The organism is Chryseobacterium sp. FG46 (genome assembly GCF_057809135.1).
In genome coordinates, this window is the sequence record NZ_JBMDJJ010000002.1 from 21,361 (window position 1) to 47,084 (window position 25,724).

The window sequence follows — 25,724 nt, forward strand, 5'->3', positions numbered from 1 at the left end:
GCGTTTTACCAATTATTTCCTGACATGATCAGCACCTGGCTTTCCGTTCCGTATTTAATCTCGTTAAGGAAGATTTCTTTTCCTTCATCCAATGGAATCATAGAAATACCTCTGCGTTCGTACTCAGATTCAAGGGTGGAAGAAACCATTCCGGCACCTTTCCAAGGTCCCCAGTTGATCGAGATTACTTTTCCTTTCAATCTTTTATTTAAAGCATTGGCGTAATCATCCAGTACACTGTTGGCCGCCGCATAATCTGTCTGGCCTTTGTTACCGTATACGGAAGCAATACTTGAGAATAATACTACAAACTGACAGTCTGAACGAAGCTGTTCTGCCAATACACGAAGGGGTTTTACTTTGGTATCAAATACACGTCCGAAAGAGCTTGTCGTTTTTTGCTTGAATAATTTATCTTCTAAAAGACCTGCTCCGTGGATGACTCCGTCAAGACGGTCGTATTTTTCATAGATATTGCTGATTAATCTGCTCAAACCTTCTTCGTCACAAAGATCCAATGATTGGTAAATGATGGTATTTCCAAGGTTTTCCATGTCACGGATAGTACGCAGGATCTGATTGTTTTTGAAAATTTTTGTCGTTTCTTTTTCTATTTCTGCAGGAGAAGTGAATTGTCCGGATCTGATCAGGAAACCTCTGATTTCCTCTTTGGTTTTCATTCCTTCGAAATCTTTCGCAGAAAGTTCATTTCTCGGGTCAGCTGATCTTCCTACCAGAATATAAGTACAAGGATAGGCCTGAGACATGTGTTTTACCAACTCGGCAGTGATTCCCTGTGCGCCTCCCAATACCAGTACCACAGATTTTTGATCTAACTGGATATGCGCTTCATGTAAGCTTGTAGATAATGGAGAAGGAATGATGTCTACCTGGTGTCTCTGATCATTCTTATAAATCACTTCAGCAGGTTTATCGTTGGTAAGGATTTCTTTTAAAGCGATTTCAGCAATCTGATCTACTTCCTGAGGTGTATTAAGGCTGATTAATCTGCAGGTTGTATTGTCAAATTCTCTTGCTAAACTTTTGAAAAGTCCCGGATATCCCTGATGGTGGCGTAATACGCTTACATCAGTAATTTCCTGAAGATGAGCCGGAATATCTGAGATCAGGTATACCCATTTTGCTTTATCAAAATCCAGTTTCTTGATCAGATCTACGTGATCGATGATGCTTGGTTTATCAACTGCTGAGAATAGGTCCAGCATAATTAATCCGTCAATATTGGAAAGATCTTTTTCTGTATCTGCCAATTCTACAATAGCTCCATGTTTTTCCAGCGCTTCTTTGATCGCTGAGGTTTGTTTGCTGTCATCCTGTGTAATGGCAAAACGTTTTCCCTGTAAAACTTCTGTATTTTGTATTTTAGAAGAATCTGTTGGAGTGATGTCAAAACGAAGACGTGAGAGTACATTTTGGGTTGGCTCTGCAGTATTTTCTTCTTTCGCTTCGTGAGTGGTTTCGTTGTTTTTACCATTCATTTCGCTGATCCAGCTTGCCAGACCGCGAAGGGTTTTGATGGCAGCCAGTTTTTCCATAACATCATCCGCCTGTTCAAGGTTTTGACCAAATCCGATCTTGATTTTAAGATCACCAATGATTTCCATACGTTTAATGGAGTCTATACTCAAATCTGCTTCCAGATCAAGATCCAGACCCAGCATTTCTTTCGGATATCCTGTTTTTTCGCTTACAATATTCAGAATAGCATTTTGAAGGTCTTCAAGAGAGAATGCCGGCTGAGCTTGTGATTTTGAAACTGCAGGCTCAGTAGCTGATCCTTTTTTTTCAGTCGCAGCAGTGGTTTCAGCTCCTGAAAATTCAGTAAGCCATGAAACAAGTCCGCTTAAAGTTTTTATTCCGGCAAGCTGCTCCATAACGGTATCTTCATTAGCATTTCCGTTACCCAGAGTTCCCAGTTCGTTACGAAGTGTTCCGATGATTTCAACTCTCTTAATAGAATCAATACTTAAGTCAGCTTCCAGGTCCATTTCCATACCCAGCATTTCCTGAGGATATCCTGTTTTGTCGCTTACCACCTGTAGTAATAAGGATTTAATATCTCTTGAAGGAGCTTGCTTTACAGGAGCTACAGCTACAGGTTGCTGATGAACTGGCTGAACCGGAATAGCAGATATAGGCTGATGCGCAGCTACTGGTGCTGGTGAATGGTATACAGGAGCAGGGAATGCCTGAGGATTCTGTCCCATAAAGGAAAGCATCACATCACGCTGTGCCTGTATCATTAATTTCATGCTGTTTAAATATTCCTGCAGCATACGTTCAGCGGTAGACTGAGCTTCAGTTGCTGGTGTCTGTGGTTGATGGGTAAAATTGTTCATGGGAATAGGGTTTATAAGTGGCAACGCACCATTGGATGGCAGATTACCAGTAGTTGGGTGGGCTGTCTGCCCGTTAACACGCCAGATGGCAGGGCTTTTCTTGTAAAGCTCAGGCTGGTTAAGATCAATGATCGTAACACTTCTGCCATCGAAAAGTTTATCAATATTAAAGCTTCGGCCTGTTCCTAAATATTGGGCCAGCATGCAAAGCAGGTGACTGAATTTATTACGGCTGTTGTCTTCTACATATAAGGTCAGCTGATCTTTTTCAAGGCAGGATTTGGTTAGTCCGGTAAGAACTTTTCCTGGTCCTACTTCAATGAAGATTCTTGCCCCATCGTTGTACATCGCCTGAAGCTGTTCTACAAATCTTACAGGCTGTACCAGATGGTCGGTAAGTCTTTCTTTTATTTCCGCCGGATTTGCCGGATATACTTCCGCCGTGGTATTGGACCATACAGGAATCTGCATTTCACTGAAAGGAATATCCTTCAATATTTCCGCATACAAATCCTTGGATTTTGCCAATAATGGGCTGTGGAATGCACAAGCAACTTCCAGTTTTTTAGCAGAGATTCCTTCCTGTTTAAGTACTTCCAGTAAGGTATTGATGGCTTCCGTACTTCCGGCAATAACACATTGTGCAGGAGCGTTGAAGTTGACAGGATAGCAGCCTTCCACTTTAGCAATGATCGGTTGTAAGCGTTCCGCTGTAGCGCTTGCCGCCAGCATTGATCCCGGATCTCCGCCTTCTACTGAATCTAAAATAGACTGAGCTCTCTTAACACTTAAGTCAACCAGTTGATCTTCTCCAAACACTCCTGCAAAACATAAAGCGGGGATTTCACCATAGCTGTGACCTGCCAGCATATCTGGAATAATGCCTAATGATTCTAAAAATTTAGCCAGTGCAAGGTCTACAATTCCTAAAAGCGGTTGTGCTAAACGCGTATCTTTAATGGTTTCTTTCTGTTGTTTTAAATCAGCTTCATTAAACGTTTTCGATGGGAAAACTACTTTTTCAAGTTCAGGATACTCATCAATAATCTTACGCATGGCCGGGAAAACAACAAATAAGTCACGAGCCATATTGATTCTCTGACTGCCCTGTCCGGGGAATGTGAAGGCTACTTTACCTTCTTTTTTATTCACGGTAAAAGTGTCTTTTGTCTCAATCCCCAGCAATACCAGTTCAAGCTTCATCATCAGGTCTTCAGCGGTGTCTGCAACAATACTGAACTGGATTGGCTTTTCTGAACTGATGCTTAAACTGTAAGCAATATCTTTTAAGGGAATACCATCGTTAATTTCTAATAATACTTTAACCTGACTTGCCTGTCCTTTAGCTTCTTCATAAGTTTCTCCACGGAAAACAAACAATTCCGAAGGCCATGACTGCATGGCAATTGAATTGTCCTGTTTAGGATGGTTTGCAATGACTGTATGAAAGTTTGTTCCTCCAAACCCGAAAGCACTGATTCCTGCATAACGGTTTTTCTCCGCCCACAATCCGCTTTCCGCATGGAAGGCAAACGGACTGGTTTCTGCATTATAATACGCATTAGGCTGCTGAAGGTGTAGAGTAGGTGGTTTTACTCCGTGATATACTGCAAGCGAAGCTTTGATTAATCCTGCTAATCCTGCCGCACATTTGGTATGCCCGATCTGTGTTTTCACAGAACCTAAATGAGTCTGTCCGGGTAAAGCTCCTGAACGGCTGAATAGATTTGTCAAAGCACTAAGTTCAGTTTTGTCACCCACTACCGTTCCTGTACCGTGAGCTTCTACAAGACCTACGGATGCAGGACTTATTCCGGCTTGAGAATAAGCACGTTCTAATGCTCTTACCTGACCTATTTTTCTAGGAGCGGTCAAACCTAACGCTTTTCCGTCACTGGATCCGCCAACTCCTTTGATTACTGAGTAAATACGATCTCCATCGCGTACAGCATCTTCATATCTTTTTAAAACAAGGATCGCAATACCTTCTCCAAGAGCAATGCCATCTGCATCACTGTCGAATGTAGCACATCTTCCTTTTCTGGATAAGGCATGCGTGCTGGAGAACATCAGATAATCATTGATACCGTTATGTAAATCTGCACCTCCGGCAAGAACCATATCAGATTTTCCTAATACAAGTTCCTGGCAAGCCAGATCAATAGCTGCCAAAGAAGAAGCACAGGCTGCGTCTACTGTGAAGTTTCTGCCTCCAAGATCCAGTCGGTTTGTAATTCTTCCAGCAATTACGTTGGCAAGAATACCAGGGAAAGAATCTTCGGTTGTATGTGGAAAGGCTTCTTTTACTTCTTCGTGAAGTTCTCCGAAAACCTGTTTATAATATCCTCTGAAACTATAGCTGTTGGCAAGATCATTTCCTCCTTCAGCACCTATAATGACAGAAATGTTTTCTCTGTTGATGTGTTTTTCGCCATAACCGGCATCTTCCATGGCACGCTTGGCAACCAATAAAGTTAACAGTTGAGTAGGTTCAATAGCGGCAAGAGATTGTGGCGGAATCCCGAATGCCAAAGGATCGAAATCGATTTTAGGAATAAATCCTCCCCATTTGGAATGAGATACATCCGATTCGTTGGAATCAGGCTTATAATAAAGGTCTTTATTCCATCTTTCATCCGGTACTTCGGTAACACTGTCTTTTCCTAAAATGATATTTCTCCAGTATTCATCAAGATTTTTAGCGCCAGGGAAAATACATTCCATCCCTACGATTGCGATATCAAGAGGTTTTTCTGTAGAAACCGGTTCTTCTGGTAATACTGCATCCTGAATATATTCGTAATTGTCTACCACACTTTGATGAAGGGTTGCCAATGAGATCACACGATTCTGCATGGTGGCTACCTGCCCGATCATATACATTCCTAAGTCCAGTTGGTCATCTTTAGGAATATTGACCAATTTGTCGCCCTGACGTTCTATTCCTTTAGCGGCAATACGTAAACGGCCTACATTTAATTTTTCAAGCTGTTCCCATACCTGCTTTTTGTCCATACCTGCGGCAAGAAGTTTTGCTTTTTCTGTATTAAAGTGGTGAGCAAAAGCTGTATTTAAACAACGGGTTTCATGTCCGGGAGCAGTTTCCAGTAAAACGGTATCCTTCGCCTGCATGGCCTGAGACTGGAATTCTTCCTGAATAGCTCCCGTTTGTACAGCTTCATGGGTATACAGATAAGCTGTACCCATCAGTACCCCGATTTTCACTCCTCTTGCGGCCAATGGTGCAGCCATGATAGAAACGAATGCGGTTGAAAAGGCGTTGTGAATTCCTCCTGCAAAAAAGACACTGATGTTTTCAGGATGATCTTCTTTTAAAATACGTTCAATTTGTTTTTCCCAGAGAACTGTACTGGACAAAGGGCCTACGTGGCCTCCGCACTCACGTCCTTCAAAAATGAAGTTTTTCGCGCCTTCTTTCAGGAAAATATCCAGAAGAGCAGGGGAAGGAACGTGTAAGAATGATTTTATTCCCGCTTTTTCAAATACTTTAGCTTGTGCAGGTCTTCCTCCGGCAATCAAAACTACAGGAGGTTTTGCTTCTAATATATATGATGTCTGTTCATCTCTTAATTCCTGTGGAGCAAATCCTAAAATTCCTACACCCCATGTTTTTTCACCAGCCAGTTTTTTGGTATCCATTACCAAAGATTTTGCAGATTCTCCTTTCAATAAGGATAAAGCAACAAAGGGTAAGGCTCCCGCATCTGCTACTGCATTGGCAAATGAAGGAACATCACTTACACGGGTCATAGGACCTTGAGCAATAGGGTAGTTCAGACCCAATTCCTGAGCTAAAGGGTTGTTTTTATCAATTACTTTCAGTGCTTTTGCCTGCTTCAGGTGTCCATACATGGCTTCTTTGAAACCGAAAATCAGTTTTTTCAGGGTTTTAAAGTCTTCATACAGATCTGTAGCTAATGAAATGTCTTGTCCCATAGGGATGTAACATGTACTGAGGTCTAGACCTGTAAAATATTGTCTCAGATCTTCGGCGGTTGCATTTTCAGGTAAAACCGGTGAATGGGGTCTTACCAGTACACGATGGTTAGCAATCACTTTAGTTTCTGTACCATTCAGTTTTGAGCAGATTTCTTTCAGATCCTGAGGGACCGAACTTTCCGGAAACAGAGCCAGTTGGCTGTCCAGTACAATTCCTGTTGCTCCCAAAGCTTTTGCTGCTGCTGCGGTATGGAGACCTATTCCTCCCTGTACCCACACCGGAATGCTCTGAATTTCTTTGATCACACGCTGGAATAATACAAACGTGGATTCATAGCCTACTAATCCACCCGCTTCATTTCCTTTGATAACGATTCCTTCTGCTCCCGACTGTTCAGCCTGTCTGGCCTCTTCCAAGCTGGTTACCTGAAAAATAACAGGTATATTGAGTGGCTTAGACATTCCGAACGGAAGGATCGCAAATCTTACTTTTTCCGGAATTTGAAGAGTGGTGAAATCGTCGTTAGAAAAATAAATACCATACGATGGTACGTCTATCTGATCAAGTTGATGTAACGCTTCCTGGGCTTTCGTTAGCTCATTTCCTAAACTTAGTACGGGTAATGCACCCGCCTGGTGCAGTCGGGATACAAGATTAACGTCCGGCTTTTCAAAAGGCGTCAGTCCAATAATGGTTAATTTTTTCATGGCGTGTTAATTGAATTATTGAATGATAGCAAGAGTTTAATAACAGAATGCAAGGTCTTTACATAGTAAGACCATTACTTTTTGTTAGGATATAATAAAATTGGTTTTTATCAAATCGTTAATAATTGCTATTGTTTTATGGTAATTATTTAATAATCTATCGGTTGTAGATAGATTTTGGGTTATAGTAATTATACCTGGCTTTTCAAAGGATAATAGCCAGATTTTGGTCAAGTTTTTCATAGCATTTACGGTATAGAAATGATTAATGATATCTCATGGCAAAATGCTGATATTATTTGCATAAATAGCAATTTGCAGTTATGAGAAAATAAAAATAATAAAACTATAATATATCTTTAATCATAAATGCTATTTGATAACGATTTTTTAATATTAAAAGATCTGTTATTCAAATGTTATTAAAGTATATTTATTGTTTCCTTATTCTTAGAAACATGGCCGGTACAATCTTTAAAATTTTAACTATAAATAGTTATAGTTTAAAAAAACGTTAAGCAAATATAGAAATAAAAAATAAAATATTTCAAAAACAAGAGAATTGTTTTTAGGTATATTACAAAAAGATAATATACCATGGATAATATACAAAAATGTAAAAAATACCTTTATGAATCTGATAAAATGAAAAAGCGAATTTAATTAAAATTAATCAATATATTGTGATTTAACTTAAATTATTCATGAACTTTTTATATCTTTTTGATAAATAATTAGAAAGATATTTTTAAGGATAATTTAAATATCTTTCCGAAATTCATAAAAAAAACAGTAAGTATCTGATATGCTTACTGTTTTTGTATGTGTTGATTGTTGAAGTTTTTTTGACTAATAAGCCATTTTGCGGATGTGTGTGTCGTTTATATCGATGTTTTTTGAATAACTGATAAACGATCTGCTCACTAATAGGGATGCTGAAAATATTAAAATATAGTTAATCCGTACTGCTTTGCCAGATCTAATATCATATGATACCCGGCCAGAGAATTTCCATGTTGATCTAAAGCAGGGCTGAATACCCCGATTCCTATTTTTCCGGGAACACTTACCGTAATTCCGCCCCCGACACCGGATTTGCTTGGCAAACCAACTGTTCTGGAATATTCACCGCTGAACTCATACATTCCGGCGGTCAGCATTTGTGATTCTACTAATTTTGCTGTATCTGCGTTTTTATAAGTGGTATCTCCGTCGAATCTAACGCATTGGTTGGCAAAGAAGTAGCCTATTTTTGCAAGATCTTCAGCAGTAAGTTCAATGGAACATTGCTTGAAATAATTGTCCAGCTGGTCTTCGTTTCCTGAAATCAGTCCGCTGTTTTTCATGATGTAAAACATACCACGGTTGCGGTGGCCTGTTGATTTTTCAGATTCATAAACTGATTTGTTATAATCTATGGATGGGTTTTTGGTAATGTATCTTACCATATCCAGTATTTTAAGGAATGGTTTTTCGCCATCTCCGGAGATTAATGAAGTGGTAAGAATTGCTCCGGCATTCATCATTGGATTAAGCGGCTTTCCCGTAGTCTCAAGGTTTGAAAAGTGGTTGAAGGGTTTATCTGATCCGAAATACCCCATTTTGTCGAAAATATGAGCTTCTCCTTTTTCGTTTACTGCTACCATTAATGATATGATTTTGGAAATACTCTGCATGGTGAATTTTTTATTGACATCACCGGCATTGAATACTTTTCCATTTTTATCAACTACTGAAAAAGCTATTGCCTTAGCATCCATTTTCCCTAGTTCAGGAATGTAATCTGCCACTTTTCCCTGAGTGTAATACGTTCTGTTTTTTTCCAGAATGGTACTTAATGTTTTTTCTGAAAGGGTTGAGATATCTGCTGCTTTCTGTGCATAAAGGATTGTGTTTAAGGAAAGAAAAGCTGCAGTACAGATTCCTTTTGCGGAGAGTAAAAAGCTGTTGTTTTTCATATAGGAGGTTTTGAAATATAATTTTTATGATAAGCCTCAGGAAACAAAGATAAATTATTTAAATCTTGTCGGCAATTCTCATGATTTTTCTTGCAGATTATGATAGATACTTATGGGAGAAGACCGCATTGTTGAAAACACTAGAGATTTTTAAGAAGAAATGGATAGAAAGTTTGCTGTTTTTATCTTTTTTTTAAATGTGATTAATTTTAATGTCAATCGTTATTTTTAAGTAAAAAAGTAATTTAATTTGGTTTTTAGTTGTTTATTTTGGTTTTTAATAGGTCAAAATGTATGATTTTATTCTGTTAAAATCAGGTTGTTGTTCTCAAATTGAGCAAAGACAAGGATTTTTTCACATAACTAATAGGCTGGTGAAATAACATATAATCATGAATTTATCTATATTGTTGGAATTCAATTGTGAAATAATGTTGTTTTTTTCACGATTAAATGACTTTTGTATTATTATTTTTATTAATTTGACAAAAAATTAATAACACTTTTTAATAACTATGAAAAACAACACCTATTTTGGTAGGCAGCACATCTTCAGATGGCTCCTGCTATGTTGGCTTCTGGTACCGTGGGTACTACAAGCACAAGCTCGAATTACATGGACCGCCCAGGTTGGATGCCAGGAATTCCGCGGCGAAAAAGACGGTCAGATCCCTGACAACGGAATCGCCTATTCCTACATCAATTCATCCCAATGTCTCCGTGTCTGTGAACAATCAACGGTAAAATATGAGATTCAGGGACCGAATGTTTCCAATGTGCAATGGACGGTTTCCGGAGGTACTGCAGCTATTTCAGGACCCTCGAATACCGTGGCCAATGTAAGCTGGGGAGCAGCGGGTAATGGATCTTTACAGGCTGTCATCACCTATAATGACGGAACAGTGGAAACACAGACTATTTGTATTGAAAAGATTAACAGGCCAATTGCTAAATTTGAAATGTTAAATCTTGCCGATACTGTATGTAAGAATACGACAATCTATTTCGATAACCTTTCTGAACAGAACGGTGGGTCTGATATTGTTAATTATTTCTGGGACTTTGGAGATGGTACAACTTCTACCGCTTTTGAGCCTTCTCATTTGTATGCTAATCCCGGAAACTATACTATTCAGTTGACGGTAACGAACAAGTGTGGCTGCCAGGATAGAATTAAAAAACAAATCAAGGTATTAAAAGCAGATCCTGTACAGATCAACTGTGCTTCCGTAGTATGTGAAGGCAGTACTGAAAAATATAATGTACAGGATGGATGTAACAAAGGACAATGGAAAGTTATCGGAGGATCAATTGTTAACAATAACGGTAACGAAATCGAAGTTGTTTGGGATCAGGTTGATCCGCTTGACGGCTTCGGATATGTAATGTACATGTCAGAATGTGCTTGTCCTGAGTGGACGACAATTAAAATTCCTGTTGTTTTAAAAAATGCAAAAATTAAAGGACAGGAAGTGATATGTACTGGCAGACAGTATACCTATTCAATTCCTCAGTGGCCTACAACGAGCGTTCAGTGGAATGTGACAGGTCCGGCAGGAGGTCAGCTGACGAACACCCAGCAGAGAAATGAAATTGTTTTCAGAGCAAATCAGCCAGGTACTTATCACCTTACGGCAAATTATTTCAATACTTTATTGACATGTGAAGGACAGGCTTCTATAGATATCGTAGTAGAGGAACCTGTACTGGTAAGTGGTGGTGTGGATGAAATCTGTGCAGGAACAAGCCAGGGATTTACAGCAGTCCCTAATGTACCGGTGATCTGGAAGGTGACAACGGGAACATCTACCTATACTTCTCCACCAATGACAGGAATATTCAACTACAACTTTGCAACAGCGGGAACTTATACTGTGACGGCTACCAAGCAAGGAGGAGGTTGTGAAAGTAATGGAAGAATTATTAAGGTATTACCAATTCCGCAGGCACCAAACGGAACCATTTCCGGAGAAACAAAAGTATGTCCCGGAAAACCTTATGTTTATACCATCAGTTCAGTAGATCCTGGTATGGTACCGGTTTGGAATGTTACCAACGGAACGATTCAGGGAAGTAATGCAGGACAATCTGTTACTGTTATATTTAATGCCGGTGCTACATCGTATACAGTATCTGCACAGAACAAATCTATCAGCAGTGCGGCATGTCTTTCAGCTCCAAAATCATTCAATGTAACGAAGCTGGATCTTAGCACGGTTGTTATTAATCCAAACTCAGGACCTTTCTGCCCGAGTAGCACTCAAACTTTCAGTGCTAACCTGAACGGTATTGTTCCGGATTTTATGGAATGGTCATTTGCAAGTTCCAACTTCGGAAGTGTAGTGGGAGGACAGGGTACAGCTAATATCACGGTAAACTTCAACGAGATTTCTTCAACGAGTACTACTGATCTTATTTTGAAAGTCGTAAAATGTGGAGTAACACAAATTATCACGATGCCGGTATCTTTAATAACGCTTCCGGTAGTGAGCTTTACAAGTGTTGGCGGAGTTTGTTTAGGTTCAAACCTTACTTTTACAGTAAATCAGGGAAGCATTACTTCAGCAACAAATGTGACTTTCACTTTTGCTAACGGAACAACGTTTACCACAGCGTTTAATCCGGCTGGAACTTACAGTTTCCCGAACAACGGCTATATTCAGAATAATTCAGGAAACAATGTTTCTCAAACCGTTACGGTAGCTTATACAGGAACAAACGGATGTAATTATAAGCCTACAGCAAGTGCTAACTTTATTATCTATCCGGAAACTATTATTACAATTTCTCCGGTATATAATATTGTGGTTTGTGATCCTGTAACGATGACACCGTATACACTTACGGCTAACAGTTCTACAGGGCTTACGAATATTTCATCATGGCAATGGTATAAAAACAATTCTATTATACCAGGTGCCACTACCAACTCATATACCATCTCAGGAGCAGGTGCTTTTGGAACGTATAAAGTACAGGCAGTAGATATTAATAACTGTGTGGTTTATTCCCAGAATGTTAATGTAACACAGTCCTGCCCGAGCAGTGGAAGCTGTACAGCGGATCCACAGATTAATTTCGTTCCTGCATGGTCTGCTTGTAACAATATTACGGTTTCAGGATTAACTTATAATGGAGTTCCTGACGAAATCCAATGGCTGTCGGATACGGTACTTACTTTAGTTTCCGGTCAGGGAACGGCTTCACCGGTATATCAGACTAATCTTGCAGGCGCGCACATTGTTTTTGTACGTCTGAGATACGGTTCATGCTGGTACAGTAAAGGGGTAGAAGTGAGAAAGAACTATGAGCCTAAATTCAATATCAGTACAGTTTGTAACGGAAGCGGATATACAGTAACGCTTTTCAATACCTCTACGATATTTGAAATCAATCCGGCGTCTATTACCTATACATTTACTTCGCCGGGACAGCCTGCCCAAACAGGACAATCGGCCACGTATAATCTTGCGCCGGGTACTTATACCTTTACAATGACAGTGTCTGCACCAGGGAAACCAACGTGTACCACTACACAGACTATTACATTAGCTCCGGTTCCTGATACCACCTTCCTGGTTCCAGGCTGGCTATGTGCACGTTCACCTGTTACGTTCAGCCCTATAAACTATGTTCCGGGAAATACATATACCTGGATCTTTGATGGTACCTCTTACGTTACAACAGGACCAGATGCTACAATAACATATAATACTGCAGGAACAAAAACCATTCAGCTGAAAATTAAAACTCCTATGGGATGTGAATATACTTCTGGTGTAATTGGTGTTAATGTAAAAGAGGCGACTCTGGATGGTACTATAGCACCTCCTTCACTTATAGCTTGTATGGGAAGCGCTCCTAATATCGTATTTACCAGTACGCTTGGATCTCCTAACCAGTATATCTGGATGAATGGTTCTCAGGCTGTACCAGGTGCACCAAACTCTCCGGTATTTACTCCAACACAATCTGGTAACTACTGGCCGGTGCTGGTATCATCAGACGGATGCAGAACAAGTATTATGAGTACTAAAGCCATACCTGTAACGCTTAAAAACCCTCCATATGTTAATATAGCAGGAACAGCTAATATCTGTGAAGGGTCATCAGCAGTACTTACTGGTATTGTAACGGATAATACATTGGAATATCAATGGAAAAAAGGAAATTCGGTAGTTGTACCATGGGCTTCTGCTCCTTATCCGATTGCTCTAAGTACAGGACCATTAGCTGCAGGTACTTATGTGTATACACTGGAAGTTAGAACTCCGGGTACTTCAGGATGTACAAGCAGTAAAAGCTTTACAGTTACTGTAAATAGCCCTCCGGCACCAGTTTCGGTAACTTATAATATGGTAAGCTGCCAGCCTTATCAGGTTGTGTTAACAGCATCAGGACCGTCTGCAGGAGTGTATAACTGGAGCAACGGAATGACAGGTCAGTCTATCACAGTATACGAAGGTGGTGCTTATCAGGTTATTTACACCGCACCAAGCGGATGTAAAGTTGTAGGTAATACACAGGTGCCATTAAGTCTTGAAAGCCTGATGTGGGTATTCCCGACAGGATGTTATGATGAATGTCTCAGAAAGAATTATGTTTTAGGACCAAAAGGAGTCTTTGATCATCATGACTGGCAGCTGTTCGGAAACAGTATCCAGAGTGGAAACAATGATTATATTTATCCTTTGTATATTGGTGCTGCAGGAACCTATCAGTTACAGATTAATCATCTGGGATGTCAGTTTACTTCCGGAACCATGAATTACTATCCAGGTAAAGAATGTGGATTCGAAACAGAATGTAAACTGGAAGCAAGTATCAAAGACATGAAATGGGTTGGAGATCACTATAATGTGTATGGTATTATCCACAATGGCGGAAGCCAGCCAATCAGCCTTACCGTTTCCAGTCTTAATGGATTTGGAATTTATCTTCCATCTATTATTACGATTCCGGCAGGCGGAGTGTATGATATGAACGCTAATCCATTGGCATTCTATCCAAACTCAGGCTTCCAGGGTGCTGATGAGATTTTATTCTCCAATGAAACATGTAAGTTTACTACCAAAGCGGTAGATCCTAACTGGATGGGTATGAAAAATGCAGGAAGAAGTGTGATGGCAACTTCAGTTTCTTCTCTGAAAATGACCCCAAATCCTGCAAAGGAAAAAGTGAAAATCTCGTATAATACGGGCAATGAAAAATTACTGGCAAAACAGGTTACGGTTTTTGATGCCATGGGCAATGTCAAATTCCGTAAGGAACTGAAAACGGCTTCCGGAGAGGTAGACGTGGAAGTTACCAGCTGGCTGCAAGGTGTTTATATTGTTATCGTACAAACGGGAGACACCTCATTACAAGGAAAACTAATTAAAAATTAGTAGCTTATCAAGCAGTGTTCTCTCCGGAGAACACTGCTTTTTTTATAGTATGTGATAATTAAATGAATTTTTATGATACAATTTAAAAACAAACTTTGGGCACTCCTTCTCATACTACCGGGATTATCTTTTAGCCAGGCTTATCAATGGCAATGGGGAAAACAGGCAGGAGGATTAACAGGTTCAGCAGATCCGGGCTTTCATTATGTCTTTGATGAATCCATAAGGGATATTGTAATAGACAACAACAATAACACTTATTATCTTGCAACGATGCGCGAACAGGGACAAAACCTGAATGGTACTTCTGTAACCAATTACGGGCTGAGTGATCTTTTTCTGTTCTCTGCTGATTGTGCGGGAAATATAAGATGGTCCAGACCCATTGGTGGTTCAGGAGATGGAGAAAATGCATGGCATATTAAAGTGGATAACAACGGAGGATTATACGTGATGGCAACCCTTTATAACAATTCATATGTAGGAGATCCTAATGCGGTTCCTGTACATTTTGATGATACTCATACACAGCCCCTGTATACTTATTATGATCAGACAATAGAACCCGCCCATAAAGCAGCTTTTCTGTTAAAATATAATACTTCGGATGGTACACTGGCGTGGAGCAAATCTTTACAGGGAGATGTTAACTATTTCTCCCGTATGTGTGATGTTCAGATGATGTATATGGATTCTTCCAAAAATATTCACGCTGTAATGGGATTCAGGGCAGGAACCCATTTGAACGGATTAATTACCGTACCTTCCTCCTTTACATCAACGTATCAGTATTATGCAGTTAAGTTCAATTATGATAATGGAAATATGACCCCGGCGGCTCCTTTGCTTCTTCCTATTACAGGAGATGCAATAAATGCTGTAGGAAGAGAAGGGAAAGTGAATGTTGTATACGATGAAAGCTTGAATCGTTATTATATTGCCGGTAAAAGAATGGATCCGGGATTCAGTAATCTGGTTGATCTTTCCTATAATAATGTTCCTTTTACGAAAGCTGCTTATGTATTTGCTTTTGACGGTACTACAGGGGCTGAGGTATGGAGAAAAGAACTTAATAATGGGACAACAAGTACGGATGACGAAATTCATTCTATTATAAAAGATCCGGTGACTTCAGATATTTATATTTCCGGACGTTATTACAACGGAATAACGGTGCCTGCTACTTTCGGAAGTTATACTTTTCCTCTGAGAAGCTATGTGGAGGCCGTTCCGTTTGTTATGAAAATGAATGCTTCAGGTGCGGTACAGTGGGCAAGAACTCCGGAAGCAATGTCTGGTCTTCAGTTTGGCTATCGTTTTACCAAAGGAACAATTGCCATTAATGGAAACGAAATAGCATTTGCTAAAGGAAGCTGGTCTGATGTCTGGGGCAGCTATGCAATGGTACGTCCTGATGGAGACAGATCAGATCCTTTATTGGTGAGACTTAACAAAGATACCGGAGATGTTTTGGGAACAGGAGAGATTCGCAGTAACTTTTATGTTATCGATGAATTTACGGCGGTTGCAGCAGATAATGACGGTAATTATGTAGTGGGAGGCTTTTTTCATGATCAGTTATTTACAGATGCCAATGATAATGTCAATACAATGGCTGTTAATGTAGCAGGAGGGAAATCTCAATCTTTTTTTACAAAATATGCTAAATCGGCGTGCAGCCAGATGTCGGTAGAAGAAACTGCTGCTCAGGCCGGAATGCAATTATACCCTAATCCGGTTCAGGATGTACTTACCATAAGGAGCAAAGAGCCTTTGGTTTCTTATGAAATCTTTGGAGCAGCCGGACAGCTGGTAAAACATGGAACTTTGAATATGATGCAGGAACAGATCGTATTATCTTCTCTTCAAACAGGAGTATATTACATCAAACTTCAAACAAAATCTTCTACAGTAACGGAAAAAATACTAAAGAAGTAACAAAAACAAAACTGAAAATTAATACCCTTATATATAAACGGCATTCTTTGAAAAGGATGCTGTTTTTTTGTAGAGTTTATCTGATGTAATTGAAAAATCTATTCCGTATTTTTGTACAGAATTAAGCAGCGAAATTGTTTATTCCAACATATGAGTAAAACGTTTTCCGGCCATCATCAAGTAGGTGTGGTTTCTTCCTTTTCTGAACTTGTGAATACCCATTTTCAAGGCACTGTGAATGCAGTTTGCTGGCTTAGAAATTTAGTGGGTGACTTTAAAGAAATTGTCACAAAGCTTCAGCTGAAAGATGATATTACAGAAGTTTCCGGCGAAGATCTCTTAGCGTTGGAATTGTCGGAAGAGGGGAGTATGGCGAGAGAAATTATCCTGAATGACCTGCAGTTATTAACAGATTTCGGAGCATCTCCGGTTCTTAATTTGCTTAAATGTTATGAGCGCGATGAGGAACTCGGTTTTATTTCAACAGATGTGTACTCCTATCATGTTGACCGTTCACCTGTAGGAACAGACACTTTTCTTTGTACTTATCATGGAACAGCGAGTGATATTATACCCAATGATCAGGTAGAACAGAAAATTTTAATTCCTGAAATCCGGGAACAGCTCAGAAAATTACATGACGGTACTGAAGAAGAGTTTGAAGACTTCCTGAAAGAATATTTCTTTGATCTTCATTATCAGCCTAAACCCGATGCAGAGCCTGTCAATTTAGGGGTTGGTCATCTTTGGCGCATTGCAGTAGATCATCCTGATCAGAAGGCTTTACCTTGTGTTCACAGAGCGCCTGTTGAAAATGATGGAGAGTACAGGCTGCTGTTGATTTGTTAAGTGATCTGCTATATTTTCAAAGACAGAAAAAATCCAACATCTCTGCTATTGGATTTTATTTTTGATAAAGATACCTCTGTAACCCAATACTAAAACATTACCCTTTTTCGCTATTTATTTAAGCATGAAAGAAGGACCGATTCTAAATCAATCCCCTGCAGGTGGTACTTGTTTGCCTGTTAAAAATGGTAAAAACAAATAAGTTCAAGTTAATGAACCTAGCCCTTTAATTGCATTACATTTTTATCTCATAATTATCCATTCTGATCACAAAGTAATGTTCAATTGTTTTTTGAGCTTTTTTACACATTGACAAAAGATCGTTTCTGGAAGTGTTATCAAAAGTAAAATCATCTTGGGTTTTAACAATATACTCCGTTACTATTTCAATATTCATTATATCGAATTCTACTGCTTCATTTTTTAACCTCTGGTCTTCATGGAAGAAAGGAAGGTTACGGAAAATGGAATTTTTAAACTGAAAAAGGTGTATGATCTTCACTGTGCTAATATTTATTAAATTAAGTTGATTTAGGGTTTTTTCGGAAAACTTTCTTTCATTTTTACATTCATCCATCGGTTCAGCATAACTTGTTCTGAAGGAAGCTGGTAAATACCTCCTGAAAGTATATGCAGTAAGCTTTCCCAAAGGTTACCTTTTTTACTGTATGCATGGCTGTAATCTGTTAATATTTTCAAATATTCCTGTTCGTATTTTCTGGCTTCTTTTAACGTGTAATTTTGGGGTATGTTTTTAATAATATCAAAAGTAGTTTTATTAAAGATTTTTGGGGTGTATTTATCTATAAAGTCAGATTCAAGTCTGCATATATTTATCAGAGGCGTGAGTAAAGATAATATTTCGTCATAAAAGCTGCATATACCGGTTTTCCAGGGTAACATTTCTTCTTTTGGTAAAATCTGATCACCTAGTTGAATGAGTTTTTCATGGTTACCTTCTAATGCATTGATATAGATTTTATTTTGCTGCCAGAATATAGAGTAATTGATTTTGTTTTTTGTTAAAATATTCTCTGCTATATATTCAAACTGTAGTCTGATATATTGTATATTATCATTGATATCAACCAAAACAGACTGCCAAAGATTATGTTTGCAGAGACTGCAGTGGGTAATGAAAACTAATCTTGATTTATTATTGAGAATCTGTAATTCCCTTAACATGCGAATAACTTCCCTGGCATCCCTTTCTAAGGTGATGCTGGTATTTCTGATGTAAAATAAAGAGATAAATTGTGTATAAAAGGCTCTTCTTGAAATATTTTTTTTATTTCTGAGCCCCAATTTGCTCTTTGGATGCTTAGTCAGCTTTTTCATTATAATTTTATTGTAAATCATTTTTTTTGATAGGCCCTTTTTCAAAGTACTTTTGTTGTATTATAAGGGAGATAAGATATTGTCTTAAATCTCTGGTCGTGATTTCTTTATCTGTAAAAGAAAAGAATAATGGTGTCTCGTCTAAAAGCTCATACAATTCAGGAAATTCTTTTTGAATTTCAACCGTTTTTTTTAATATCTTTTTGGTTAAAACTGATAGGGTATCTATATTATTCATAGCCATTTTTTATTATCGTTAATATCATCTTAAAACGCTTATTCCCTTTTACAGAATGAGATTTATGAGCAGGAATTACGATACATTCACCTTTTTCCATGAAATAAGAAGCTCCGTCTATAATGATTTCTGCTTTACCGTCAATAATCTGTGCAATCATATCAAAAGGAGAAACTTTTTCGGGCAGCCCATTGTCTTCATCAAATGACAAAGCAATGATATTGCCGGTTGGTTTTTCCAGTATTGTCTTGCTGACAACGGAATTGGGTATATATTCTACAATCTGGCTGGTAATATATATTTTTGATTTTTTGATTTCTTTATCATTCATCACGGTTTGTTTAAGCATGAAAGAGTAGAAGCTACTGAACATAAAAGGGATAGAACTGTCTAATATCCCATCCCTTTTTTACAGTTAAAACTTTTGATAAATGTACCTTTTCATTGGTTTTAACTGTTTTTGAAAACAATTTATGAAAGATTAATTTCTTTTATAATACTGAGAACCTCTTCACGATTTTTTCTTAGTCTGTTTCCAATTCTTTCCAGCATTTCCTTTTCTTTACCTTCTTCAAGTTTCAGGTCGTGATCCGTTAATATTGAAAATTTTTCTTTCAATTGTTTTGACTGTTCAATCCAGTCTCCGGGAGTTTTGAAAAATTTGTCGCCTTTGTTGTGGTTTGTGTCCATAAGGTTGAATTTTAATGTAACATAATTGCTACAGTACAAAGTTGGATGTTTTATAATCTATTGTTTTACAGATTGTTTTTTTAATGTTGCACATATCACACTTTATAAAAATTTTGGATTGTTAGGTGTCTGGGATTGGGGTTCAAAAAAGAATGAATATGATCTGGAGTTTTAATAGGAAAGACAAGAATTAGAAAATTTAAAATACTAATAATATATAATTCTAAAATAAGTGGTTGATTATTCGTACCTTGTTAAATAACTATTCTGAACTGTTGAGCAGGACTCTAAGTTTGTTTTTATTTACTTCTTTTTCTTTCATTATTTGATATTCCTCCAGAGTATATTCAAATCATTTGTAAAAACTGTTTTAATGGAAATATCTATCCTGTTAATTTTTTTAAGAATACAGTTGATCGCAACAAAAATTACTGTTTTATATGGATACAAAAAAATATTTAGGAATGTGGACGTTTTTGGTTCCCATTCTGGCATGGCTTTCTTATATTGGAAATTCTGTTTTTTCTTCAGGGTATTACTCCGTACTTCTGGCTTTATTTTTAATGGGAAGTGTTTTGGCCGCCGTGTATCATTCCGAAGTCATTGCCCATCGTCTGGGTGAACCATTCGGAACTTTGCTTCTGGCATTTGCCATTACAGTGATAGAAGTAGGGCTTATTATTTCAATCATGATGGGAGCTAAAGGGTTAGAAACTATTACCCTTGCCAGGGATACGGTTTTTGCAGCAGTGATGATAATCCTTACCGGAATTATCGGAGGCTGCATTGTAATTGGCTCTTTAAGATATAGAGAACAAAGTTTTACTTTACAGGGGGTAAGTACTGCACTCATTACTCTTACCTCTGTTGTTATTTTTGTGCTTATTCTGCCCAATTATACGGTTAGCCATCTCGGAGGAGAGTATACTTCCTTTCAATTGCTTTTTATTGCTTTGATTTGTTTAGGGCTTTACCTTGGCTTTACCATGATCCAGACCTTCAGACACCGAAGCTTTTTCATTTCTCCACAAAATAAACTATCCGGTAGCCAGCCTGTACAGAATACTCATGAAAAGATTTCCCGCAAACAATTGTTTATCAGTTGTATATTATTGATCCTATGCTTGGGGGTAGTTGTTTTTTTGGCAAAACTTCTTTCAACGGATGTTGAACATATAGTAGTTTCAGCAGGTGCTCCAAAATCTCTGGTGGGTATCATTATTGCCGGAATTGTTTTGCTTCCGGAAGGGCTGGCAGCATTCAGAGCGGCAAATAGTGATCAGATCCAAACCTCACTCAACCTGGCTTTTGGTTCTGCTTTGGCAAGTATCGGACTGAGTATTCCTGCCATTGCCATTATATCTGTAATAACCGGGATAAGAATGTCATTAGGAATAGACATTAAATCAACAATACTTTTGGGACTATCCCTTTTTATCATTACCGTTTCACTGGCAACGGGCAGAACGAACATCATGCAGGGAATTGTACTGATCGCTATATTTTTAATTTATCTTTTCATTACGATAGTGCCATAAGTTCCTGTTTTTAAATTTTAAATTAAGTACATTAATATCTAAGGATAGCTATTTTGGAAAACAGCGCCTTGCCATGAGATAGCTGCCGGTTGATTCCGTTCCCTGATTGAGGTTAATATTTTTTTCTTGAGTTGTCATAACACACAACCGTTGTAGGGCTATAAATGATCTGATGTAAATGATTTTTTCCTGGAAAATAAGTAAAAGCACTCCTTATCATCTTTTATAATTTTTGGATCTTCAGAACCTTGTTTTTTGTATTCAAACTAGGGGATGATACCCGGACTGCCTAGCCGGGGTTTAAAACAGCTTCAGTCCCAAAGTCTAATGTCGTTTTTGATCAGAGATAGTATTCAGTTATGGCTATTTCGGGCTTCGTTTTCCCTGTCTCTTCGTTTATTCATTTTATCTTCCCGTTTCTCTTTTGGAGATTTCGCAGGTGGAGTTTTATCTGATTTCTTTTTTCCGTCTTTTTCTTTTGACATTGTGAAATATTTTTTGTAGCGGTAAATTTCAACCCTTAAAAAAGGAAAGCTTTGCAATTGTTTTTCAATTTGTTATATAAATCATAGATATTTCAGATTTAATAGACTAACTTTGGGTAAATATCTGTTAATGAAATAATTGCAGATGTAAACAGTAAGGGAGATGAAGTTGTACATAAAATATATGGTAAGTTTGCGCTGCAAGATGGTTGTTCATCAGGAATTAGAAAGACTGGGCATTAAAAATGCTGTTGTAGATTTGGGAACTGTGGAATTATTGGATGATATCAGCACCGGACAAAGACAGCTTCTGAAAGAAAATCTACTTAAAACGGGCCTTGAGGTATTGGATGATAAAAAAAGTATACTGATAGAAAAAATAAAAAATGTAGTCATAGAAATGATTCACTATTCAGATGCTCTTCCAAAAGAAAATTTCTCCGATTATGTAAGTGAAAAATTAGGCTATGATTATACCTACCTGGCCAATACCTTTTCTGAAGTGAAAGGAATGACTCTTCAGCATTTTATCATCATTAATAAAGTAGAAAAGGTAAAAGAATTATTATTGTATGATGAACTCAATCTTACAGAAATCTCTTATAAACTTAACTACAGCAGTGTAGCACATCTCTCTAATCAATTTAAAAAAATTACGGGCCTTTCCCCTTCATTCTATAAACAATTGAAACAAAGGCGTCTTGGAAATCTGGAAGACTTATAAAAGGTAGGATATATGTAAAACTATTCTGGATATATAGATCTTTTTATATACTGAAACGGTCATCTTTGTAATGTAATTATCTTTTTATCCCCTGTTTATTACCATAAAAAAATCTAACCGCTGAATCCATAAAAAAGCCTGTTTGAGCATTAATACAGTTTATACGATAAACAGATTTATATTATTAACCCAATAGAAGAAGCTATGAAAACAATACATCTTTTTCAGTTTAAAAATTCCATTTCCCGAAAGCTTCCCTTTTTTAAGGAAGAATGCAGATTAGATAACTTAAATGATTTAATGGCGTATGATCTCATGAATACTGAAAAAGTGACCGAGTTCATTATTGAGATTCATGATGATTTTATTTTTGAAGATACGAATAGAGAAGATCTTTTAGTGATGTGCCAAAATGCTAAGGAAATAATTGAACATTATTTCGTAACAACAATGAATGATTATGATGTTATCTGAACATTGATTACAATGAAGTACTTCATACATTCACCTGATTACTGTATGACATTTTTAAAATAGATAGGTAATTTGAACTATTTCTATCATAAATATAGTAAGGGATTTTTTAAAATTTATAATAAAGTATATCAATTAATGGAGATTTTGAAACATAGCTTACATACATAACAATTAATATAATATTTGCTACAGTAGTATTTTTTAGTAAATGAATACTTGCTAATTGGAAAATTGAAATAATTGAAAAATTTAATATAAGTAATAAAATAACATGTATTTCTCCAATACGGAAAAAATATGGGACAAGTAATAAACAATATAAACTCAAAACAATTATAAATTTTGATATAAAATATAATATATATGGAAAGCTATACAATTTTTCATAAATAAACGTATTATAAAAATAGGGTTTACCTAAGAAGAAATCATTTACCTTGCTACTTAATAATAACAATATCACTAATGTAAAAAGGAAAAAATTTTCCTGTACAATAAATGAGAGAATCCAAAAAAGGAAAAAAAACGATAATGATTTATTACTAACACTAATTCTGAATAGAAAGAAATCTTTTTTCAAATAACTAATCAAGGATAAGTCTGTTTGATTACCATTAGATCTATTTTCAATTGAAAAATTATCATTTTTAATACCAGTCGAAGAATTATTCAAATATATCAGATCATCATTACTATTATTAGTGGTAAAAATCCTTTTAATTTTAATAAAGGACAAAATATAAGTAATAAGGATAGTTAAAAATATTATTAATAATTTATAAAATGTAAAGTTGGGTTTTATAAAATGTTTTACTGTTATTAGATTTAGTACTTTTTCTTTAGAAATAAAACCAAGTGCAAAGTTTTTCACAGGAACATTTAGGTTCTTATAAAAAAGAAAAAGTTCTGAATGGCCTGTAATGTATAAAAGCTTATCGTCATAAATAATAAGCAGTATAAAAATGGAGTAATAAATAAAATATTTGAGATACTTATTCTCTACAAGATATTCTATGAAATAACAAAGAGCAGAAACAAATAACAAAAATGGAATACAAAAATATAAAATTGGGGTAATGAATAATACAATATTAACATTTTGACTATTGGCTAAGATTAATGATAAATTTAATACCAAAAGCAGCAATAATGAGATTAGATATATTGCTGAAATTTTGTATAAGTTTTTAAAAAAAGGATGTAATGGAGACAGATCTTCATTTATATAATAACCAGCAACAATGTCTTTTTCTTTATCTCCTGCTATGATAAAAAAAAGTAATACATAAATAATTAAATTAGAGAAAACACCTGAAAGATTACCAATCCAATACTCATTACTAACAATTGATGAATTATTGCAATAAAAAGTAACATAATTTGAGTTTTCATTAGGAATGAGAAAAAAGCCTAATAAGCCTGATAACATAACACATAATAAAAATATTTTTTTATTAATTAAGTGTCTGAAATAGATTGTGGTTAATTGTAAAAAAGACAACAGCATTTAAAAATAATTTTTTATATCTAAATTTTTCATATTCACTATACTTTCATTTAATGAAATATTACCGTCCTTCATTACTATGACTTTATCACAATGCTTAATAGCCTCATCTATTAAATGGGTTGAAAATATAACGATTGTATTAGCACTTATACTTTTTAGCAATTGATATAAACGATTCCTTTCTATTTCATCTAAGTTGTTAGTAGGTTCGTCCAATATCAATAATTTTGGATTATTGATAATCGAAATAATGATTGATATCCGTTGTTGTATTCCTCCGGATAAATTTTGAACTCTAATATTTTTGAATGGAAGTATACTAAAGGATTCTAAAAATAAATCTATTTTCGCCCCAATCTCTTTTTTTTTAGCCCCTTTGAGAAGCCCAAAATACATTATATTTTGATAAACTGTTAAATCTAAATATAAATTAGGTTGTTGGGGCATAAACCCTATTTCCTTTTTTATTTGGCGATTTTTTTTTACACTTATCTGATTGTATTGATAAATACCAGAAGTAGGAGGCGTTAGTGTACTCAAGAGCCTTAAAATGGTAGTCTTTCCAGATCCATTACTGCCTAATAATATGTGAAGTCCATATGACAGTTTAAAAGAAATATTTTTTAATATTTGGGTATCTTTTATTTTATAAGATATATTATCAAGCTCAATGTTTGTTGTCATTTAATCTATATTTTTTTAAAAGTGTAAAATCAATATTTATATAATTACCCCATGCTATATAATTTAATAAAATCATTATAGTACCAAACGTATAAAATTGCATTGTAATCGCTATCATCAGATGTAATATAATCTTTACTCGGCTTATATGTTAATTCATAAAAAAAACGATTTGCTGTGATTTGTGAGAATATTACTGATGAAAAATTAACTAAAATTATAGTGATAATTTTCAGTGTAATTTTATGAATACTATTCATGGTTTTATATTTTGTGTTTTTAATGTTTCTTGTAGCCCTTACTAAGAGACGGATAAAGATAGCTGAATATTTCATAGTTGTTGGAAATATTTCCATTATCTTAAAAGTTTTTGAGCCATTTGCTGATATCTTAACTTATGGATTAAAATTTTTCTATTTTTGATTTTAATTATAGGTTGTTTGTTAATCAAAAAATAAAAAAATCATATTTTCCAAAATTGGTTACATTTGAACTACCGTCAGAACTTCACATTTAAAGTAATGATGTGCAGAGGAATCACTTAAATCCCCAATAATTTCAGCGGTGTAATTTAAATAGAACATATCTTTAAATAATCGCTTCCAATTGATTTAATGGTTTTAATTTCTTTACAATTCGACGTATTTAATTCTACGATCTGATGATTATCGGGAGTATTTTAAATCCGTATAACTGTCCGTTTTTTGAAATAGCTAAATGATCATATCCGAAGTAGCTAAAAGATTCCGTACTACCTTGTAGTATTGATTGTATAAAGAGATTTTGTGGTGTTATTTTCACAAATAAATGGTATTGGTATTTTGTGAAAAAGTTTTCTTTGAGTAAAAAACAGAATGTTCCAAGCCGTAAAATTATTTAT

16 protein-coding genes are annotated in these 25,724 nt (G+C 36.3%); 6 read left to right on the top strand and 10 right to left on the bottom strand.

Features of this window, described 5'->3' with window-relative positions; genetic code table 11:
* Nucleotides 1-5: 5 nt before the first annotated feature.
* The gene (locus ACODR7_RS01680; protein ID WP_488836761.1) at nucleotides 6-7,028 is read right to left on the bottom strand and encodes an SDR family NAD(P)-dependent oxidoreductase; all 7,023 of its coding nucleotides are present in this window, start codon (nucleotides 7,026-7,028) and stop codon (nucleotides 6-8) included.
* Nucleotides 7,029-7,972: 944 nt separating this feature from the next.
* Nucleotides 7,973-8,986, bottom strand: a complete 1,014-nt coding sequence (glsA, locus tag ACODR7_RS01685) for a glutaminase A (RefSeq protein WP_488836763.1) — start codon at nucleotides 8,984-8,986, stop codon at nucleotides 7,973-7,975.
* Nucleotides 8,987-9,501: 515 nt separating this feature from the next.
* Here glsA and ACODR7_RS01690 point away from each other — a divergent pair.
* The 3 genes from ACODR7_RS01690 to ACODR7_RS01700 all read left to right on the top strand — a co-directional run bounded on the left by ACODR7_RS01690 (nucleotide 9,502) and on the right by ACODR7_RS01700 (nucleotide 17,160).
* Nucleotides 9,502-14,373, top strand: a complete 4,872-nt coding sequence (locus ACODR7_RS01690; RefSeq protein WP_488836765.1) for a PKD domain-containing protein — start codon at nucleotides 9,502-9,504, stop codon at nucleotides 14,371-14,373.
* Between the two features lie 72 nt (nucleotides 14,374-14,445).
* Nucleotides 14,446-16,311, top strand: coding sequence for a T9SS type A sorting domain-containing protein (locus ACODR7_RS01695; protein ID WP_488836767.1), 1,866 nt, complete (start codon nucleotides 14,446-14,448; stop codon nucleotides 16,309-16,311).
* Between the two features lie 150 nt (nucleotides 16,312-16,461).
* The gene (locus ACODR7_RS01700) at nucleotides 16,462-17,160 is read left to right on the top strand and encodes a DUF1826 domain-containing protein (RefSeq protein ID WP_488836770.1); all 699 of its coding nucleotides are present in this window, start codon (nucleotides 16,462-16,464) and stop codon (nucleotides 17,158-17,160) included.
* A 235-nt stretch (nucleotides 17,161-17,395) separates the two neighbouring features.
* Here the strand turns inward: ACODR7_RS01700 and ACODR7_RS01705 are convergent, their stop codons facing one another.
* The 5 genes from ACODR7_RS01705 to ACODR7_RS01725 form a co-directional block, all read right to left on the bottom strand.
* Nucleotides 17,396-17,662, bottom strand: coding sequence for a heme oxygenase (locus ACODR7_RS01705; RefSeq protein ID WP_488836771.1), 267 nt, complete (start codon nucleotides 17,660-17,662; stop codon nucleotides 17,396-17,398).
* 29 nt (nucleotides 17,663-17,691) lie between these two features.
* The gene (locus ACODR7_RS01710; RefSeq protein WP_488836773.1) at nucleotides 17,692-18,498 is read right to left on the bottom strand and encodes a hypothetical protein; all 807 of its coding nucleotides are present in this window, start codon (nucleotides 18,496-18,498) and stop codon (nucleotides 17,692-17,694) included.
* Between the two features lie 7 nt (nucleotides 18,499-18,505).
* The gene (locus tag ACODR7_RS01715) at nucleotides 18,506-18,736 is read right to left on the bottom strand and encodes a hypothetical protein (protein WP_488836774.1); all 231 of its coding nucleotides are present in this window, start codon (nucleotides 18,734-18,736) and stop codon (nucleotides 18,506-18,508) included.
* Nucleotides 18,729-19,067, bottom strand: coding sequence for a cupin domain-containing protein (locus ACODR7_RS01720; protein ID WP_488836776.1), 339 nt, complete (start codon nucleotides 19,065-19,067; stop codon nucleotides 18,729-18,731). Before ACODR7_RS01720 ends, ACODR7_RS01715 begins: the two co-directional genes overlap by 8 nt.
* A gap of 140 nt (nucleotides 19,068-19,207) precedes the next feature.
* On the bottom strand, nucleotides 19,208-19,426 hold the full coding sequence (locus ACODR7_RS01725) for a hypothetical protein (RefSeq protein ID WP_488836778.1): 219 nt from the start codon (nucleotides 19,424-19,426) through the stop codon (nucleotides 19,208-19,210).
* Nucleotides 19,427-19,866: 440 nt separating this feature from the next.
* Here ACODR7_RS01725 and ACODR7_RS01730 point away from each other — a divergent pair, with 440 nt between their 5' ends.
* A complete protein-coding gene (locus tag ACODR7_RS01730) occupies nucleotides 19,867-20,964 on the top strand; it encodes a calcium:cation antiporter (protein ID WP_488836780.1) in 1,098 nt (365 codons plus the stop codon).
* Between the two features lie 353 nt (nucleotides 20,965-21,317).
* Here the strand turns inward: ACODR7_RS01730 and ACODR7_RS01735 are convergent, their stop codons facing one another.
* Nucleotides 21,318-21,449, bottom strand: a complete 132-nt coding sequence (locus tag ACODR7_RS01735) for a hypothetical protein (protein ID WP_488836781.1) — start codon at nucleotides 21,447-21,449, stop codon at nucleotides 21,318-21,320.
* A gap of 163 nt (nucleotides 21,450-21,612) precedes the next feature.
* Between ACODR7_RS01735 and ACODR7_RS01740 the strand changes: the two genes are divergently transcribed.
* Nucleotides 21,613-22,173, top strand: coding sequence for a helix-turn-helix domain-containing protein (locus ACODR7_RS01740; RefSeq protein WP_488836783.1), 561 nt, complete (start codon nucleotides 21,613-21,615; stop codon nucleotides 22,171-22,173).
* A 204-nt stretch (nucleotides 22,174-22,377) separates the two neighbouring features.
* The gene (locus ACODR7_RS01745; protein WP_488836785.1) at nucleotides 22,378-22,647 is read left to right on the top strand and encodes a heme oxygenase; all 270 of its coding nucleotides are present in this window, start codon (nucleotides 22,378-22,380) and stop codon (nucleotides 22,645-22,647) included.
* Between the two features lie 109 nt (nucleotides 22,648-22,756).
* Here ACODR7_RS01745 and ACODR7_RS01750 read toward each other — a convergent pair whose 3' ends face one another.
* Both ACODR7_RS01750 and ACODR7_RS01755 read right to left on the bottom strand, forming a co-directional pair.
* Nucleotides 22,757-24,079, bottom strand: a complete 1,323-nt coding sequence (locus ACODR7_RS01750) for a hypothetical protein (protein ID WP_488836787.1) — start codon at nucleotides 24,077-24,079, stop codon at nucleotides 22,757-22,759.
* Nucleotides 24,080-24,157: 78 nt separating this feature from the next.
* On the bottom strand, nucleotides 24,158-24,844 hold the full coding sequence (locus ACODR7_RS01755; protein ID WP_488836788.1) for an ABC transporter ATP-binding protein: 687 nt from the start codon (nucleotides 24,842-24,844) through the stop codon (nucleotides 24,158-24,160).
* Between the last annotated feature and the right edge of the window lie 880 nt (nucleotides 24,845-25,724).

Coding starts and splice junctions, on each gene's coding strand:
- ACODR7_RS01740 (WP_488836783.1), top strand. CDS start 21,613: ATGAAGTTGTACATAAAATATATGGTAAGTTTGCGCTGCAAGATGGTT.
- ACODR7_RS01700 (WP_488836770.1), top strand. CDS start 16,462: ATGAGTAAAACGTTTTCCGGCCATCATCAAGTAGGTGTGGTTTCTTCC.
- ACODR7_RS01715 (WP_488836774.1), bottom strand. CDS start 18,736: ATGAATAATATAGATACCCTATCAGTTTTAACCAAAAAGATATTAAAA.
- ACODR7_RS01735 (WP_488836781.1), bottom strand. CDS start 21,449: ATGTCAAAAGAAAAAGACGGAAAAAAGAAATCAGATAAAACTCCACCT.
- ACODR7_RS01750 (WP_488836787.1), bottom strand. CDS start 24,079: ATGTTATCAGGCTTATTAGGCTTTTTTCTCATTCCTAATGAAAACTCA.
- ACODR7_RS01680 (WP_488836761.1), bottom strand. CDS start 7,028: ATGAAAAAATTAACCATTATTGGACTGACGCCTTTTGAAAAGCCGGAC.
- ACODR7_RS01745 (WP_488836785.1), top strand. CDS start 22,378: ATGAAAACAATACATCTTTTTCAGTTTAAAAATTCCATTTCCCGAAAG.
- ACODR7_RS01755 (WP_488836788.1), bottom strand. CDS start 24,844: ATGACAACAAACATTGAGCTTGATAATATATCTTATAAAATAAAAGAT.
- ACODR7_RS01720 (WP_488836776.1), bottom strand. CDS start 19,067: ATGAATGATAAAGAAATCAAAAAATCAAAAATATATATTACCAGCCAG.
- glsA (WP_488836763.1), bottom strand. CDS start 8,986: ATGAAAAACAACAGCTTTTTACTCTCCGCAAAAGGAATCTGTACTGCA.
- ACODR7_RS01710 (WP_488836773.1), bottom strand. CDS start 18,498: ATGAAAAAGCTGACTAAGCATCCAAAGAGCAAATTGGGGCTCAGAAAT.
- ACODR7_RS01690 (WP_488836765.1), top strand. CDS start 9,502: ATGAAAAACAACACCTATTTTGGTAGGCAGCACATCTTCAGATGGCTC.
- ACODR7_RS01730 (WP_488836780.1), top strand. CDS start 19,867: ATGGATACAAAAAAATATTTAGGAATGTGGACGTTTTTGGTTCCCATT.
- ACODR7_RS01695 (WP_488836767.1), top strand. CDS start 14,446: ATGATACAATTTAAAAACAAACTTTGGGCACTCCTTCTCATACTACCG.
- ACODR7_RS01725 (WP_488836778.1), bottom strand. CDS start 19,426: ATGGACACAAACCACAACAAAGGCGACAAATTTTTCAAAACTCCCGGA.